Source organism: Aporhodopirellula rubra (assembly GCF_014192335.1).
In the GTDB taxonomy this organism is placed as follows: domain Bacteria; phylum Planctomycetota; class Planctomycetia; order Pirellulales; family Pirellulaceae; genus Rhodopirellula; species Rhodopirellula rubra.
The window spans coordinates 361,993-377,794 of the sequence record NZ_JACHXU010000002.1; the positions used below are offsets into that span (position 1 = coordinate 361,993).

General features: G+C 55.5%; 13 protein-coding genes. 12 read left to right on the forward strand and 1 reads right to left on the reverse strand.

Translation table 11 applies throughout. The annotated features are described in order from the left end of the window. The first annotated feature begins 11 nt into the window (after window positions 1-11). The 11 genes from FHS27_RS03895 to FHS27_RS03945 all read left to right on the forward strand — a co-directional run bounded on the left by FHS27_RS03895 (window position 12) and on the right by FHS27_RS03945 (window position 13,328). On the forward strand, window positions 12-3,263 hold the full coding sequence (locus tag FHS27_RS03895) for an efflux RND transporter permease subunit (protein ID WP_184301913.1): 3,252 nt from the start codon (window positions 12-14) through the stop codon (window positions 3,261-3,263). 40 nt (window positions 3,264-3,303) lie between these two features. Next, window positions 3,304-3,972 (forward strand): hypothetical protein, encoded by a 669-nt coding sequence (locus tag FHS27_RS03900; RefSeq protein ID WP_184301915.1) that lies wholly within the window; start codon window positions 3,304-3,306, stop codon window positions 3,970-3,972. Window positions 3,973-4,022: 50 nt separating this feature from the next. Further along, on the forward strand, window positions 4,023-4,550 hold the full coding sequence (locus tag FHS27_RS03905; protein ID WP_184301918.1) for a hypothetical protein: 528 nt from the start codon (window positions 4,023-4,025) through the stop codon (window positions 4,548-4,550). Window positions 4,551-4,697: 147 nt separating this feature from the next. Next, window positions 4,698-5,480: a hypothetical protein gene (locus FHS27_RS03910; protein ID WP_184301921.1), complete on the forward strand. Its 783-nt coding sequence runs from the start codon at window positions 4,698-4,700 to the stop codon at window positions 5,478-5,480. Between the two features lie 55 nt (window positions 5,481-5,535). Further along, window positions 5,536-6,765, forward strand: coding sequence for an ABC transporter permease (locus FHS27_RS03915; RefSeq protein WP_184301923.1), 1,230 nt, complete (start codon window positions 5,536-5,538; stop codon window positions 6,763-6,765). Window positions 6,766-6,833: 68 nt separating this feature from the next. Then, a complete protein-coding gene (locus tag FHS27_RS03920; RefSeq protein WP_184301926.1) occupies window positions 6,834-7,517 on the forward strand; it encodes an ABC transporter ATP-binding protein in 684 nt (227 codons plus the stop codon). Between the two features lie 198 nt (window positions 7,518-7,715). Next, window positions 7,716-8,477 (forward strand): methyltransferase family protein, encoded by a 762-nt coding sequence (locus FHS27_RS03925; protein WP_184301929.1) that lies wholly within the window; start codon window positions 7,716-7,718, stop codon window positions 8,475-8,477. Next, window positions 8,474-8,707, forward strand: coding sequence for a BON domain-containing protein (locus FHS27_RS03930; RefSeq protein ID WP_246419058.1), 234 nt, complete (start codon window positions 8,474-8,476; stop codon window positions 8,705-8,707). The genes FHS27_RS03925 and FHS27_RS03930 overlap by 4 nt, the downstream gene beginning before the upstream one ends. Before the next feature lie 101 nt (window positions 8,708-8,808). Further along, window positions 8,809-10,242 carry a trypsin-like peptidase domain-containing protein gene (locus FHS27_RS03935; RefSeq protein WP_246419060.1) on the forward strand — a complete coding sequence of 478 codons (1,434 nt, stop codon included), beginning with the start codon at window positions 8,809-8,811 and terminating at the stop codon, window positions 10,240-10,242. Beyond that, window positions 10,223-12,697: a heavy metal translocating P-type ATPase gene (locus FHS27_RS03940; protein WP_184301935.1), complete on the forward strand. Its 2,475-nt coding sequence runs from the start codon at window positions 10,223-10,225 to the stop codon at window positions 12,695-12,697. Before FHS27_RS03935 ends, FHS27_RS03940 begins: the two co-directional genes overlap by 20 nt. A gap of 76 nt (window positions 12,698-12,773) precedes the next feature. Beyond that, on the forward strand, window positions 12,774-13,328 hold the full coding sequence (locus FHS27_RS03945; RefSeq protein WP_184301939.1) for an RNA polymerase sigma factor: 555 nt from the start codon (window positions 12,774-12,776) through the stop codon (window positions 13,326-13,328). Window positions 13,329-13,351: 23 nt separating this feature from the next. Here the strand turns inward: FHS27_RS03945 and FHS27_RS03950 are convergent, their stop codons facing one another. Further along, window positions 13,352-15,064, reverse strand: coding sequence for a TolC family protein (locus FHS27_RS03950; protein ID WP_184301942.1), 1,713 nt, complete (start codon window positions 15,062-15,064; stop codon window positions 13,352-13,354). A gap of 133 nt (window positions 15,065-15,197) precedes the next feature. Here FHS27_RS03950 and FHS27_RS30945 point away from each other — a divergent pair, with 133 nt between their 5' ends. Further along, the gene (locus FHS27_RS30945) at window positions 15,198-15,752 is read left to right on the forward strand and encodes a hypothetical protein (protein WP_246419061.1); all 555 of its coding nucleotides are present in this window, start codon (window positions 15,198-15,200) and stop codon (window positions 15,750-15,752) included. Window positions 15,753-15,802: the final 50 nt, after the last annotated feature.

Below are 15,802 nucleotides of genomic sequence, written 5' to 3' on the forward strand. Positions count from 1 at the left end.
AGGGCCATATCATGCTTAACTCAATCATTCGATTTGCGCTCAAACAACGCTTGCTTGTCATCGCCGTTGCCCTGTTCCTGGTGGGATTCGGGACTTGGCAGGCGATGCAGGCTCCAATTGACGTTTTCCCTGACCTGAACCGCCCTCGTGTAGTCATCATGACCGAGGCACCAGGACTGGCACCGGAGGAAGTCGAAACGCTCGTGACGTTTCCAATCGAAACGGCAGTCAACGGAGCGAATGGCGTACAGGCCGTTCGCAGTGCGTCGGGCGTTGGCATTTCGGTCATCTATGTCGAGTTCGATTGGAACACGGACATCTACAACGACCGTCAAATCGTCGCCGAGCGGTTGCAACTCGTTCAAGAACGGATGCCGGAAGGCGTCAAGCCAACGCTCGCGCCGATCTCTTCCATCATGGGTCAAATCCTGATGCTGGGAATGTGGAGCAACGACGGTGCAACCGAACCGCTGGAACTGCGAACACTCGGCGACTGGGTGGTACGCCAACGATTGCTGACGATCCCTGGTGTGTCGCAAGTGTTCACGATGGGCGGTGGTCGCAAGCAGTTTCAAGTGCTTGTTGATCCCGACGCAATGTTGCGGTTCGGTGTCGCTCTGCACGAAGTCAAGCAAGCGGTGCAAAACAGTAACGAGAACGCAACGGGAGGCTATCTGGACGAACAGGGGCCGAATGAGTTGCTCGTTCGCGGGCTTGGTCGTGTCCAGAGTATCGAAGACCTGCAAAAGGTCGTCGTCACGATGAAGGAAGGCCGACCGATCGCGTTAGGGCAAATCGCTCGTGTCGTCGAAGGCCCGCAAGTCAAACGCGGCGATAGTTCGGCATGGGTGCGAGATGAAGACGGGCAGTACAGTGGCGGACCGGCGGTCATTCTTACGATCAACAAGCAACCGGGTGCCGACACGCGGCGAGTGACTGAGGATGTGATGGCGGCCATTGAGGAATTACGGCCTTCTTTGCCGGGTGATCTTCGCATCGAACCACTCTACACGCAAAAGTCATTCATCGACCGTGCGATCGAGAACGTCGTCGAAGCTTTGCGAGACGGCGGCATCTTGGTTGTTATCATTCTGTTCCTGTTCCTGATGAATGTTCGCACGACGTTCATCACACTCACTGCGATTCCGTTGTCGTTGGTGATGACAGCGATCGTTTTCGCGATCTTCGGATTGTCGATCAACACGATGACCCTGGGTGGTTTGGCCGTTGCCATCGGCGAACTGGTCGATGATGCGATCGTGGATGTCGAGAACATCTATCGGCGACTTAAAGAGAACCGGGCGAGCGATAATCCCAAGCATCCATTGCTGGTCGTTTTCCGAGCCAGTATCGAGATTCGTAATTCGATTGTGTTCGGCACGATGATCGTCATCCTCGTATTCCTGCCACTTTTCGCGCTTTCTGGCATGGAAGGACGTTTGTTCGCTCCGCTGGGTGTCGCCTATATCGTTTCGATCCTGTCGTCGCTGCTTGTGTCGCTGACCGTCACGCCTGTACTGTCGTATTGGCTGCTCGGTAAACAAAAGCTCAAGGGACACGAGAAAGACGGTTTCGTCCTGCGAGGCATCAAGTGGATTGGCGACAAAGTCATCCGCTTCAGTTTGACGGTTCCTCGCTTCAATCTAGCCGTCACAGCCGTACTGGTCGCACTGGCCGGGATGTTCCTGATGAGTCTCGAACGCGACTTCCTGCCGCCGTTCAATGAAGGAGCCGTGCAACTCAACGTCGTCTTGCCGCCGGGAACTTCACTGGCTACTTCCAACGACATTTCTGGCCGCGTCGAAACTCGATTGCGAGAGATTGAAGACATCGAAGGATTCATTCGACGTACAGGACGCGCTGAGTTAGACGAACACGCCGAGGGCGTGAATATGAGTGAGTTCATCTTGGAACTCGATCCCGAGTCGCCGCGTTCCCGCGAAGAACAGCTTGAAGAAATCCGCGAAGCGATGGCGGATATTCCCGGCATCGTCACTGCGGTCGAGCAACCAATCGCTCACTTGATCTCGCACATGATCTCAGGTGTGAAGGCGCAAATTGGCATCAAGATTTACGGTGACGATCTTGACATGCTCAGGCGTAAGGCAGGCGAGATGGAAGCGGCGATGAAGGCAGTGCCCGGAACCAAGGATGTGCTGGTCGAACCGCAGGTCATCATCCCGCAACTACGGATCGAACTCGATCGTGACAAGCTGTTGCTCTACGGGCTCAGTGCCGTTGAAGTCAACGAGTTCATCGAAACGGCTCTCAACGGACAAGTCGTTTCCGAAATCCTGATCGGCCAACGCACATTCGATTTGATGCTGCGTCTTGATGAGGATTACCGCGAGAACATGCAAACGCTCAAGCGGTTGACGATCGACCTTGCCGACGGCGGCAAATTGCCCTTGGAATCGGTCGCAAACATTTACGAATCAGGCGGCCCGAACACAATCAATCGCGAAGACGTTCGTCGCCGGATCGTGTTGCAATGCAACGTCTCCGAGCGTGGCGTGGTCGATGTGGTGCAAGACATACAAAAGAAGGTCCAACCCATCGTCGAGTCGTTGCCGCCGGGATACTTCGTTCAGTACAGCGGTCAGTTTGAAAGCCAGCAATCCGCATCGCGCGTCATCGGCATCCTGTTCGCCGTTTCGTTGGTGGGCGTGTTCTTGGTGCTGTACACGATGTTCCGCAGTGTCAACCTCTCGTTACAAGTGATGATGGCTCTGCCAATGGCGTTCATCGGTTCGGTGATCGCGTTGGTCGTCACAGGCCAAACGCTGACCGTCGCTGCGATGGTCGGGTTCATCTCACTAGCCGGGATCGCATCGCGAAACGGAATCTTGTTGTTGAACCATTACCTGCACCTCGTCCAGCACGAAGGTGAAGACTGGACAAAGGAAATGATCGTTCGAGCCGGGCTGGAACGACTCGCCCCCGTATTGATGACGGCTCTGACGTCCGGCATCGGCCTGGTGCCGCTGGTCATGGCGGCCGGTGAGCCGGGTAAGGAAATCCTGTATCCAGTTGCGACCGTGATTCTCGGCGGATTGATTAGCTCGACGCTTCTCGACTTCTTTGTCCACCCGGCATTGTTCTGGCTGATCGGATTGAAGGCCGCCGAACGAGTTGTCAGCGAATCGAAAACTGACATTCCTCTGATTGAAGAGTCCAAAGACGAGGAATCTCACCAACAATTCAACCACTCTCGGTCAAGGACGACAGAGACCTCCCAACCCCTTTCCGAGCCCGTGACCTAAGACAGGAAGCGAACGGATCATTTTCCAAAAGGAAAGTTTTATGTTGAAACGAATTTCAAAACTACTGTGCTTCGTTGCACTCGCATCGGTTGGCAGCGTTGCCAGTGCCGAAGAGTCGATCGCATTCTGCTTGCCTGAGTGGAAAGAAATGCACTTCGACGATTCAGCCAAAGCGCAACAACACCTTGCCGCCGTAAAAAAGCTCGGCTGTGAAGCCAAGATCGACAACCACGGTGGACACACCGATGTGGTTTATCGGTCACCGAAATGGAAAAGCATGGAAGTTGCCGACGACAAGCTTGCTCACCAATGGGAATCTTGGCTCAAGAAGGCAGGATTCGAGACTCTTCACGGTCACGCGGCGGATCACGGTGGCGACGCTCATGCTGGGCATGAAGGGCACGACCACGCGGCACACGATCACGATCACGCCGGACATAGCCACGGTCCCGGACAAGTCGAAGAGGTCAACTATCGCATCACTGATTGGAAGACCATTCACATTGAAAACCAAGAACAGCTCGCGGAACTGACCGCGATGTTGAAGGGACTCGGATGCGAGTTGAAAAGCTCACAGCATTCCGGCCACGCCGACCTAAGTTTCCGCTGTCCGCAATGGAAACACATCGAAGTCGGATCACATCAAGTTGCCACCACGTGGGAACAGTGGCTCGCGAAAACGGGCTTCGAGGTCAAACACTCTCACTAACCACTTCCTCGCAATCTCCATTTACCCAACCCCCTCCCAAGAGAAATCAAATGAAACTAACAAACACTTTTTACACGCTTGCACTTGCATCCATGACCTTCGGCCTTGTCGGCTGCAAAGACGGGGGAACGACCGTTGAAACATCGGCACCTCCGGCGACCGTCGATGCCCATGACGATCACGAAGGTCATGCTCACCCGACCGAAGGACCGCATCACGGCGGCTTGATTGAACTCGGCAACGAAGAATACCACGCCGAACTCGTTCACGACGAAGACTCAGGTTCAGTGACGATCTATGTGCTCAACGCCGCCGCGACCGAGCAAATCCCGATCGAATCGACTGAAATCACGATCAACGTCAAGCACGACGGCAAGCCAGAGCAGTTCAAACTGGCTGCTTCGCCTGATGCAACCGACCCGCAAGGAAAGTCGTCACGCTTCGTCTCCACCGACGCGGAACTCGGCGAACACCTCGACGATGAAGGAGCCGATCCGAAACTAGTTCTCACGATCAACGGAAAATCGTTTCGAGGGACGATCGAGCACGACCATGACCACGAAGGTCACGATCACTAAGAAATGATGATTGGAGATTGCAGATTGGACAATTCTCCAATCTGCGTTCTTCAATCTGCGATCAACAATCTCGAATCATCAATTCCCATACGCCGGGGTGGAATCTGATGACACAACTTCTCTCGGCAATCAAAAGGAATGACGACGATGAAACGGATTTTCAATCAAACGACGATCGCACTGACGATGACACTGGTAACCGCTTGTTTCGCGATGGCCCAAACCGCTCACGCGGCAAGTCCTGCTCAGCAAGCGATTCAAGCAGCCGAAGCCAACAACCAGTTTGCCTTCGTGATGTTCTATCGCGGCAACGATGCGGCGACGAAAACAATGCACGGAACGCTGCAGTCAACACTGGCCAACCGGCAAGACGCCGTGCTCGTGCCTGTGCAAATTGGTAACGTTGCCGAGCAAGCCTTGGTCAAACAGTTCGACGCAACCCGAATGCCGATGCCAGCGGTTGCCACCCTCGCACCCAACGGAGCGGTATGCAGCGTTTTCCCACGACGAATCACGGCACAGCAAGCGGGTGCCGCGATCGTTTCGCCTGGACAGACGCAAATCCTAAAGGCGCTGCAAGATCGCAAGCTCGTGTTGCTGTGTGCTCAACCCACTGCCGGTGCCCCGGTTCCCGTTGGTGTTCAACAATTTCAAGCCGACGCACTGTACGCCTCTCGAACCGAAGTCGTCACCGTTTTGGCGAACGATCCTGCCGAGGCTGAGTTCTTGACCAAGATCGGAGTGAAACCAGGCAACCCGACACCCGTTGTTGCATTCATGGCACCTCCAGGCGTCATGGTTGGCACCTTCAATGCTAACGTCAGTTTCGATGTGTTGGCTGAGAAGTTAGCCGCCGCCGGCAAATGCTGCGACGACGAAAACTGCAAGCACCACAAATCGGCCCAGGCTTCGCAACCAGCACGACGCTAGTGCTCCTGGTCGGCAATCTCCACCCAACAACCTTCAACTAAACGGAACGGACTCCATGAAACTTCGTCACTTAATATGGAAAGAACTCTGGCAACGGCCGACGCCGATGCTCACCAGTTTGCTGGCCGTCACGCTTGGCGTCACAGCGCTTGTTGCAATTCAGAACATCACCGTTTTTTCAGAACGCAAGATCGCTGGTGACATGGAGTCGCTCGGTGCGAACGTCTTGGTGCTGCCACCCAGCGTCACGCTGCAAGACTATTACGGTGCCGACATGCACGGGCATACGATGCCCGAGGAATACGTCACCCGTCTCGCACTGGCTCGATTGCCCGGTGTTGAGAACCTTGCTCCCAAGTTGTGCGTCGAGGCGGACGTGGACACGATTCCCGTCACACTGACCGGCATCCTGCCCAAAAGTGAGTTTCAAGCTAAAGCCTCTTGGCAGGGACTCGGTATGTTGGGCAATGCGGTTGGTAGTGATCGCGGTTGTTGTGCCACTGCCGCTGACACCGGCCAAGCCGACAACGATCCTAACTCGTTGGCGACGACACGCACCATCGCCGAACTGGGCGATCGCGATGTGATCCTCGGACGCGATCTCGCCAGCCAACTTGGTGCGAAAACTGGCGATACGTTACCGCTACTTGGTGAAGATTTCACGGTCCTCACGGTGCTGCCTTCGACCGGGACGATCGACGACGGACGCATGTTTGCTCACTTGCACAGCGTCCAAGACTTGTCGGGTGCAGGGCCGGTGGTAAACGTCATCGAAATCATGGCATGCTGTGAAGACGCCGCTGGCGGTTTGATTACGAACCTGTCGGCCGAACTTCCTGAAACGCGAATCGTCACGATCGCGCAAGTGGTGCAAACGCAGGTCGCAGTCAACGGTTTGATGTCGCGTCTGTCTTGGGTCTTTCTGTCGATCCTACTGTTGGTCGGTGGAGCGAGCATTGCCAGTGTGATGTATGCCAACGTGACGGAGCGTCGCAAAGAAATTGGAACGCTGATGGCAATCGGAGCCAGTCGCAATTTCGTAACCCAGATGTTTCTTGGTAAAGCCGCAATCTTGGGACTCGCCGGTGGCGCAGCGGGTTTCATCGTAGGCACGATTGTCGCCGCAGTACTGGGGCCACAGTTGCTGGGCATTCATGTACGTCCAATGCCGATGCTGCTGGGCGTGGGAATGGCATCGGCAACGATCGTCGCCGTCGTCGCCAGCCTACTGCCCGCCCGCCGAGCCGCTGGTCTCGATCCCTGCCTTGTTTTCAACGACGCCTGATCGCTGCGTCGCGTGATCAAAAGATCGTACTTCCAAAATCAAAAACACAAATCAAATCGAACCAAAACATGTATCAACTCAGTTCCGTTACCCAGACCTACGAACGTCGAGGCCAGATCGTCACGGCGCTCGACAACGCCGACCTCACGATTCCCGACAACGACTTCATTGCAATCGTTGGCCCCAGCGGCAGTGGCAAGACCACGTTGCTATCCGTCCTCGGTGGAATGCTCGCACCGTCAACGGGCGACGTGATGCTTGATGGCCAGTCGTTGTATGACCTGTCGGTGGAAGAACGCACGGCGTTACGAGGCCAAAAGATCGGATTCGTCTTTCAGTCGTTCAATTTGATCTCGTGGCTGACCGCTCGCGAGAACGTGCAAATCCCACTGATGTTGTCTGGCAAAACGGCCAAGCAACAAGAAGAGCGTGCGATGGAGATGCTCGACCGTGTCGGCTTGTCCGATCGAACCGATCACCGTCCGTCGGAAATGAGCCAAGGACAACAGCAACGAGTCGCGTTGGCAAGGACACTCGCCAACGATCCGCAAATCATCCTGGCCGATGAACCGACAGGAAACCTCGATTCAGAAACCCGCCAGCAGGTGATGAATTACCTGAATGAATTTCACCAAGACGGGCGAACGATCGTCATGGTCACCCACGACGCCGACACCGCCGCGTTCGCACACCGCACGATACGACTCGTCGCTGGAGTTACCCATGAGGTTTCGATGGCAAGAGCCGCTTAAGAAGAAGATGGGGAGAAAGGAAGTTGGGAGACAAGAAGAGTTTTCACCTTTCCCTGACTCCCAGTTCCCAACTCGAAAACTGCCGGCTGCCATTCAGCCGTCAGCTAGGTTCCCGGACCGCGTCACTCACCAGCCGATGCACCGGGAACCGTTTTGTACACAGCACTGCCGACTACTAAAAACGCAAGGTTAAACTCAATGCCCCTCAGTGAAGAATTTGTCCGTTCGGGATCATGGCTGTTCCGCTGGCGGAGCTATTTGCCATTCGTTTTGCTGCCATTGATCCTGGTCGCGGCGATGCGCTATCCGGTCATTGAGTCGTATCCAAATCTGCATTTTGCGTGGAGTCTCTTTAGCCTCTGCGTGTCGTTGATCGGGTTATTCGTCCGTTGCCATGCGATCGGCCACGCCGCCGAAGGCACCTCCGGTCGAAACACGAAATCGCAAGTCGCCGAGTCACTCAACACAACCGGTTTCTACTCGGTCGTGAGGCATCCGCTGTACCTGGGCAATTTCCTGATTGCACTTGGGATCGTGATGCACTCGTTGGCACCGTGGCTGGTCGTGATCTACATCATGGCGTTCGCGTTGTACTACGAACGCATCATGTTTGCCGAGGAAGCGTTCCTGCGGCGTAAGTTTGGTCGTGACTTCATGGCTTGGTCAACTCAAACGCCAGCTTTTCTTCCGCGATTGCGTCAATGGAAGAAGGCTGAGGTTCCCATGGACTTCCCGAAAGTCATCCGTGCTGAGTCTGCGGCAGTCGCCGTGATCGCGTTCGCATTTCCGGCATTGGAATTTGTCATGCACCATGCAACCGAAGGTAGCGTCGCGATTGAGAACTCGTGGTACGCCCTGCTGGCATCGGGTGTTGTGTTGTACGCGGTCGCCCGCGTGATGAAGCGTCAACTGCGACGCTGGTTGAAGTATGAACGAATTCTGTACGCGGCAGCAAAATGACCGATGGCAAGAATCAAATGCGATGGCAGGAAACGTTGGACGCAAAGGTGGAGCGAATTGTTCGCAAATTTGGCTTTGACAACGTCTGCGTTTCAAGCATCAAAGCCGGGCATGTCGAGTTGACCGGCACGGTTAGCGATATCAATGACCGCGCCTTGATTGTCGCTATCGCTCGAACAACACCGGGCGTTCAACAGTTCAGCATTGAGATCAAGATCGAAAACGACTGAGTACGGAAACCACACAAACATATCGGAGTTCCATCATCATGCGGAATCATTTCAGCAAGCTTGTGAGACTTGCAGTGTTCGGATTGTCAGCATCACTGGCGATGTCAACTCTGGTAGCGGTAGAACCTAAAGCACGCGACCGAACGACGGAGATCCTGTCAGCAAACAGCCTGTCGAGTGTGGTCCGTCAGGTTGCTGATGACGTTTCACCTTCGATTGTGACGGTCTACGCACTTCGCGGCCCACGCATGACGGCTCCGATGCGATGGCGTGAAGAAGCAAAGTTGCCGCAGCCATTCCACTCGCCGAATCACCAGCACGCAGCGTCGTTTAACAGCCATTCGGCTGACGACCAAGGATCAGGCGTCATCATCGACCGTCGCGGTTGTGTTCTGACATGCAGCCATGTGGTTGAAAATGCCGATGCCGTTTTCGTGCGAACCGCAGATGGTCGGAAATTCCACGCCGAAGCCGTGATCTGTGATCCGCAATCCGACATCGCAATCATCAAGCTCGAAATTGCTGAAAACCTGCCGGAAGCTAAGCTGGCCGACTCAGATGATCTCTCGGTCGGCGATTGGGTCGTCTCACTTGCATCCCCCTACGACCTGCAGCGCAGTGTCAGTGCCGGGATCATCAGTTCGACGCGGCGTTGGGTCGCAAGCTCGCCACACCCGTTGATTCAGAATGATGCGGCGACAAACCCAGGCAGCTCGGGAGGTACGTTGTTGAACCTGCGAGGCGAGGTGATCGGAATTATCGAAGGAGCATTCACGACTTCCGGCGAGTTTCAGGGCATCGGCTTTGCAACACCCATCAACATCGCCAGGAATATCGCCGAGCAACTGCAAACCAAGGGCTATGTGGAACGGGGATATTTCGGATTTGAAACCCAACCACTGACTCCCGAAATGGCATCGCTGATTGATTCCTCTGTGAACGCTGGTCTGTATGTCAAGGATGTCCAGAGAAACTCACCGGCCAATCATGCGGGTCTGCGTGAAGGTGACGTAATAACGAAGTTTGATGGCAAGCCGATCAACCAGTCGTTTGATCCAGCTACTTTGACTGCCGATACCGAACCGGGTAAGAGCCATATCATGTCAGTGCTTCGCGAACACAAGGTCGTCGAGATTGAAATGCGGATGCAACAACCACCTCGGGAAGTTGGACCGATTCAATCAGAGATGTCACCCAACGGACCGTTCGAGTATTTGGATTCGTCGCTCGGCCTGGGGCTTTCAAGTCTAAACACGTCCTTAATTAACGAATTGGAGCTTCCTGGCTACGCACACGGTGCTTTGATCACACAAGTGGTGTTCGGTAGTGATGCGTATCGTGAGGGAGTCGCCGCTGGCATGGCAATTGCTCGCGTCAACGATACGACCATCCATGACGTTGACGAATATCGCGAAGTGACAAGCAAGCTGGACCGCAAAAAGCCGGTTCTTTTGCTCCTTCAATCAAACCAGGGAAAGCATCTTGTCATGCTTCACACGAGCCGGAAAGAGAATGATGGAAAAGGAAAAAATTGAACTGAAATTGCTTCTGCCAACGGTAAGCGACTCAGGCGATGCCTGCGTCGATCGCTTGGCGGCCCTACTCACCGCAAAGATGGGCATCGACGCGGCACATGCAATTCAGTCGGAGGACGATACGCCTGGGCAGATCTGCGTTCACTACGATCCGAATGTGGTTTCGACTGGTGAAGTGCGAGAATTGGCAATACGAGCCGGTGTCGAATTGGATCAGCGATACGGTCACTGGCTCAGTAAGTCGCGTTCAACCCACGCCCGCCGTTCCTCGGCGATCGAGTCGCGACTGGGACGCTTGGATGGAGTTCTCGAAGCAGTTGTGTCACCCGATGGAGCTGTTCGCGTCGAGTACGATAAACAGATCATCGACGATTCTGCGATCGCCGGTGCTCTGAGCGAATGGACCGGCGAAACAATAGAGGTTGGCGACGACCACGCTGGGCATGACCACGACGATGAAGGTCACGAATCCGACCACGACCACTCGGGACACGATCATGCTCACGGCGGCATCTTCGGCCCCAAATCAGAACTGATCTTCGCAATTCTCTGCGGCGTGTTCTTGTTGGTCGGATGGCTGATCGAAACGTTTGCAGATCTTAACGAATGGATTTCGCTGGGTTGTTACGTTGCAGCCTATATGTTTGGCGGTTACTACACGGTCACCGAAGCGATTGAAAAGATCCGAGCTGGCAAATTCGAGATCGACTTCTTGATGATCGTCGCCGCGGCCGGTGCAGCGTCACTCGGTGCCTGGGCCGAAGGAGCGCTCTTGCTGTTCCTGTTCAGCATCGGCCACGCTCTGGAAGGCTACGCAATGGGCAAAGCCAAGCGTGCCATCGAAGCCTTGTCCGAACTCGCACCACGAACGGCTCGCGTGCGACGGGATGGCACCGAAACGGAAGTTCCGGTTGAAGAGTTGGTCGTTGGAGATATCGTCGTCATCAAGCCCGATGAACGAGTTCCCGCCGATGGCTTCGTGATCGCTGGGGAATCCAGCGTCAACCAAGCACCAATCACGGGCGAAAGCGTTCCCGTCGATAAACGCCCAGTCGACGATGTTGACGCCGCAGCGGCGGACCCTGAATCACTTTCCGCTGAATATCGTGCCTTCGCTGGCACCATCAATCAATCCGGCTCCATCGAAATCCAGGTCACGAAAACGGCTGCGGAAAACACGCTCGCCCGCGTCGTCACGATGGTCAGCGAAGCAGAAACGCGAGTCTCGCCGACACAAAAATTCACGAAGAAGTTTGAACGCTACTTTGTTCCATCGGTCATCACTGGCGTAGTGCTTCTGATGTTCGCACCGTTGGTCGTCGACGAAAGTTTCAGCGATTCATTCTACCGAGCGATGGCTGTTCTCGTCGCGGCAAGCCCCTGTGCCCTGGCGATCGCAACGCCCAGCGCCGTTCTGAGCGGGGTTGCCCGAGCAGCTCGTGGCGGAATCCTTGTCAAAGGCGGCGGGCCACTGGAGAGTCTTGGCAGTCTCGACGCGATCGCATTCGACAAAACGGGAACATTGACCGAAGGCGAACCCAAAGTCACCGACGTTCGCACGGCGGATGGCGTCGATGAATCGGAACTCTTGCGTGTCGCCATCGCCGTTGAAGACCTCAGCAAACACCCGCTCGCCAAAGCCGTCGTTCGAGACGGGAAGAAGAAGTTGGAAGAAGGCGAGAACGGGAGTGGGGGAAATGTCCCAGAAGCGACCGATCTGAAGAGCATTACTGGACGTGGAATTCAAGCGACCGTCGAAGGCGACTTGGTTCACATTGGCAAAGACGACCTATTCACAGAAGTCGATGGTCCGCCGCTTCCCGATAGCGTGCGTTCAATCGTCGAGTCGCTCGAACAGAACGGGCGCACGACGATGATTGTACGTCGAGGCGACCGTTATCTCGGCGTCATCGGACTGATGGACACACCACGCGAAGCATCCAAACGAACGATCGCAAAGCTACGTGAACTCGGCATCGAGCGGATGATCATGATCTCCGGCGACAATCAACAAGTCGCCGACGCGGTCGCCAAGGAAGTCGGACTCGACGAAGCCCGTGGCGACCTGATGCCCGACGACAAAGTCGCCGAGATCAAGAAGCTGCAAAGCGAAGGCGGAGTTGCGATGGTAGGTGACGGAGTCAACGACGCCCCCGCGATGGCATCTGCGTCCGTCGGCATCGCCATGGGAGCCGCCGGAAGCGACGTTGCTCTGGAAACCGCCGACGTCGCACTGATGGCCGACAACCTCGACCACCTCCCGCTCGCCATCGGCCTGAGCCGAGCCACCCGCCGCATCATCCGTCAAAACCTATGGATGAGTCTCGGCATGGTCGCCTTCCTCGTCCCCGCGACATTGCTTGGCCTCAACATCGGCCCCGCAGTTGCGCTGCACGAAGGCAGCACCCTCGTCGTCGTCTTCAACGCCCTGCGACTACTCGCGTACAAGCAATAGTCCCAAGTATTCCTCGCAAAGTCAGATTGATGAGCCGCACTGTTTACCCCCGGTGGGTATGTGTAGAATTGCGATAATGGAGCCTTCGCATGAAAACACAGCTCAGAATTCGATTGACGAACCGACGGTGCAAGCCGCGTCGGTCGGTGATCGACGTGCGCTGCGCGACATCTACGAGGCGACCAGCGATCGGGTGTATCGGTTGATGGTGCGGATGGTCGGAATCCAAGATGCTGACGACCTGACCCAGCAGGTTTACGTGCGAGCGTTCTCGAAGCTCAGCCAGTTCAGCGGCGACTCGAAGTTTGAGACCTGGTTGTATCGGCTAGCAACTAACGAAGCGTTGCAGCATCTGCGACGTGAGAAGCATCGACGGACGAAGGAGTTGATCGTCGAGCCTGCGATGGGGGCAACCGACCAGGTCGAGCAAGACGAACGCGTCGAAATGGTTCGCCACGCCCTCGATCAACTCGATCCAGAGCTACGGGCGATCTTCACGCTCAAAGAAGAAAGCGGTTTGTCGTACCAAGAGATCGCCCAGACCCTCGACATCCCCGAAGGTACGGTTGGGTCGAGGCTTACTCGGGCGCGGCGGGAATTGCGACGGTTGGTCGAAGATCGTGGGGAGTAGCGAGTGTCTTACCCCACGCTATTTCAATAGGGGCAGCCGACTGTCCGATCCAATTGAGCGATGGTACCGGCCAGTGTCGCGTCGATGCGGGCGAGTTGGGTCTCGAACATCAACAGCTCGCGGTAGGTTTCGATCAGCGTGAAGAAGTCCGTGCGTTTGCCTCGGTAGTCGGCGATCGACAGTTTGAGCGTGTCTTCGGTACGCGGGATGATTCGTTCTTCGTAGATGTTGCGTTGCTCGACCAGGGCGTCGGCTTGAACGATCAAGCGACGGATTTTTCCGTAAAGTTCATCTCGTTCGGCTTCCAGGCGTCGAGTCGTGCTACTGCGACGGTGAGCTGCTTCGCGGATTCCAGCGTTGATCTTCTGTCGCCAGATCGGCAATGTCGTTCCGAAGCTGACGCTGAGTTGATCGTTTCCGTTGGCCACTGGACTAAGAACGTCATGGTTGTCGCTGACCAACCCCCAATTCAATCCGACACTGAAGTCTGGATACTGCTGCAAGCAAGCCAAGCGTTCTTTGTCGCGATCGCGTTGGATTTCCCACGCGAGGCCGCGTAGCTTCGGGTTGCACTGCTCGGCTAACGCGATCAGCTCTTCAATTTGCTGTGGAGTATCAGTGATGCCGAGTTCTTCCGTTGCTTCGGGAAGAATGCCGATGGGTTGCTGAAGCAAAGTAGCGAGGTCAGCTTGGGCAACCAGCTTTTGTTTCGCAAGCGTGATGAGTTGTTCGTCGAGCCGATCGGTTTCGAGTTGGGCACGCAGCACGTCTTGTTGAGAACCGCCGCTGCGGTAGCGTGCCTCGGCGACATCCGTCAGGTCAGCGACGAGGCCTTTGGTTTCCTCGATGATGTCGATCGCTCGGGTCGCGAACCAGACTTCGTAGTAGGCGAGACGAACGGACTCGGTAATCTCGCGGGCAATCGCGTCGACTTCCGTTTGAGCGATTTGCACCTCGCGACTGGCAATCACCGCTTTGGTTTTCAGCTTGTCAGGAAACGGCACCATCTGGTTGACCGACATCTGATTGCCGACTCGGCCGGCCGCGGTTTGAATGGCGTTGTCGTGCAAAGGCCAGAAGGTGTTGTTGAATGTCGGGTCGGGCAAGGCTTTGGCTTGCGGGATTACATTGGAGGCTGCAGCAACACGTTGCCTGGCGGCGAGGATTTTTGGGTGGCGTGCGAGTGCGGTGCCAACAAAATACTCGACGGGTTGGCCGTAGGAAGGTTGAGAGTCAGAGAGAGCGGGAGTCGGGGAATTGTCTGTGTCGTCTTTGGACTCGTTCTTGTCTTTCTCTGAATCGTCGTTCTCGGTCTTCTTCTCTCTAGTGCCGTCGTCACCTTCATCTTTCACGTCCGGATCATTTTCCTTCTCCCCATCTCCCCGACTACTCTTCTCGCCATCTTCCTTGGGCGGATCGAGTTGCAGAAAGTCTCCGAAACTTCGTTTGCCGTCTTCCGTGGGTGGCTGTGCGAAGACGGCGGGCGATGCGATCACCACCCCGTCGTTGTAGCCGGCGGGCTGAATGGCCCCTGTTTCCGGTTCGCTAAGGACTTGCTGCCAATCGACGTCGCTAGTCGCGACCGAAGTTGGGTTCGACTTGGCGGACGCAGCGGTGACTTTTGCTACTTGAACACCACGCTGGGAGGCACAACCGGACACCGATGCGGCAACCAATGCTGCTAGCAGCAGGCGCTTCGCTTGGGTAGTTCCGAGTCTCGAAGAATGCCGATCCATGGCGTTCAGGTCCTGATGAGCTATAATTGACGTGTCAAAGTTTGCCTAAACGGTTAATTCCTATTGAACTCTTCGGCCAAATTTCCGATACAGTTCGTATACCGTGTATGGGTATCCTTTTCGGAAGGTCACAGTGAGTAACTCCCCCCTAATTCGCACCGCCGTTAATCTTTGTCTGATCGCTGCAATGGTGATTCAGCCGATGGCGTCGGTTGCTGCGCAGGGAACATGTGCTCAAGGTCAGTGCTGCGAGGCCCAAACGGTCTGCCACGCTTGCAAATGCTGTGAAGTGAAAACGGACGGCGAATTGTGTGGCTGCTGTAGTGGCAACGAAGAAGACGCCGGCAGTTGCTGCACGAAGAAATCCGAACGGCCAAAGCACGATGAGCTTTTCGGAGAAATCTCCGATGTCGTGCCTGAGCCACCGAAATCCGCCGACGATGAATTGGTTCAAGACCAAATTGCCTTATCATCGTGCATGTGCGGCCTTCGATCGGAACCGATGGCACCGGCACCTCATCGCGTCCCTGTTCCGCAGGTTCGTGAATTGGTCGTGATCGCGTATTTGGATCACGTCACCTCAGACGCTGGACTTTCCATTCGTCCAGATCAACTGAGTTTACGGCTGCCGATCGGCGACCACTCACCGCATTTCTCTCAGCGGTTTCTTTGCATCTGGCGCATCTAGCGTCGTCTCGATAGGAGAGTTGCGCGCTCGTAGCTCTCCGATTTCAAGTT

Bases quoted from the DNA above. Each gene is read 5' to 3' on its own strand.
- FHS27_RS03895 (WP_184301913.1), top strand. From the start codon at position 12: ATGCTTAACTCAATCATTCGATTTGCGCTCAAACAACGCTTGCTTGTC.
- FHS27_RS03920 (WP_184301926.1), top strand. From the start codon at position 6,834: ATGTATCAACTCAGTTCCGTTACCCAGACCTACGAACGTCGAGGCCAG.
- FHS27_RS03900 (WP_184301915.1), top strand. From the start codon at position 3,304: ATGTTGAAACGAATTTCAAAACTACTGTGCTTCGTTGCACTCGCATCG.
- FHS27_RS03935 (WP_246419060.1), top strand. From the start codon at position 8,809: ATGTCAACTCTGGTAGCGGTAGAACCTAAAGCACGCGACCGAACGACG.
- FHS27_RS03925 (WP_184301929.1), top strand. From the start codon at position 7,716: ATGCCCCTCAGTGAAGAATTTGTCCGTTCGGGATCATGGCTGTTCCGC.
- FHS27_RS03940 (WP_184301935.1), top strand. From the start codon at position 10,223: ATGGAAAAGGAAAAAATTGAACTGAAATTGCTTCTGCCAACGGTAAGC.
- FHS27_RS03930 (WP_246419058.1), top strand. From the start codon at position 8,474: ATGACCGATGGCAAGAATCAAATGCGATGGCAGGAAACGTTGGACGCA.
- FHS27_RS03910 (WP_184301921.1), top strand. From the start codon at position 4,698: ATGAAACGGATTTTCAATCAAACGACGATCGCACTGACGATGACACTG.
- FHS27_RS03915 (WP_184301923.1), top strand. From the start codon at position 5,536: ATGAAACTTCGTCACTTAATATGGAAAGAACTCTGGCAACGGCCGACG.
- FHS27_RS03945 (WP_184301939.1), top strand. From the start codon at position 12,774: ATGGAGCCTTCGCATGAAAACACAGCTCAGAATTCGATTGACGAACCG.
- FHS27_RS03950 (WP_184301942.1), bottom strand. From the start codon at position 15,064: ATGGATCGGCATTCTTCGAGACTCGGAACTACCCAAGCGAAGCGCCTG.
- FHS27_RS03905 (WP_184301918.1), top strand. From the start codon at position 4,023: ATGAAACTAACAAACACTTTTTACACGCTTGCACTTGCATCCATGACC.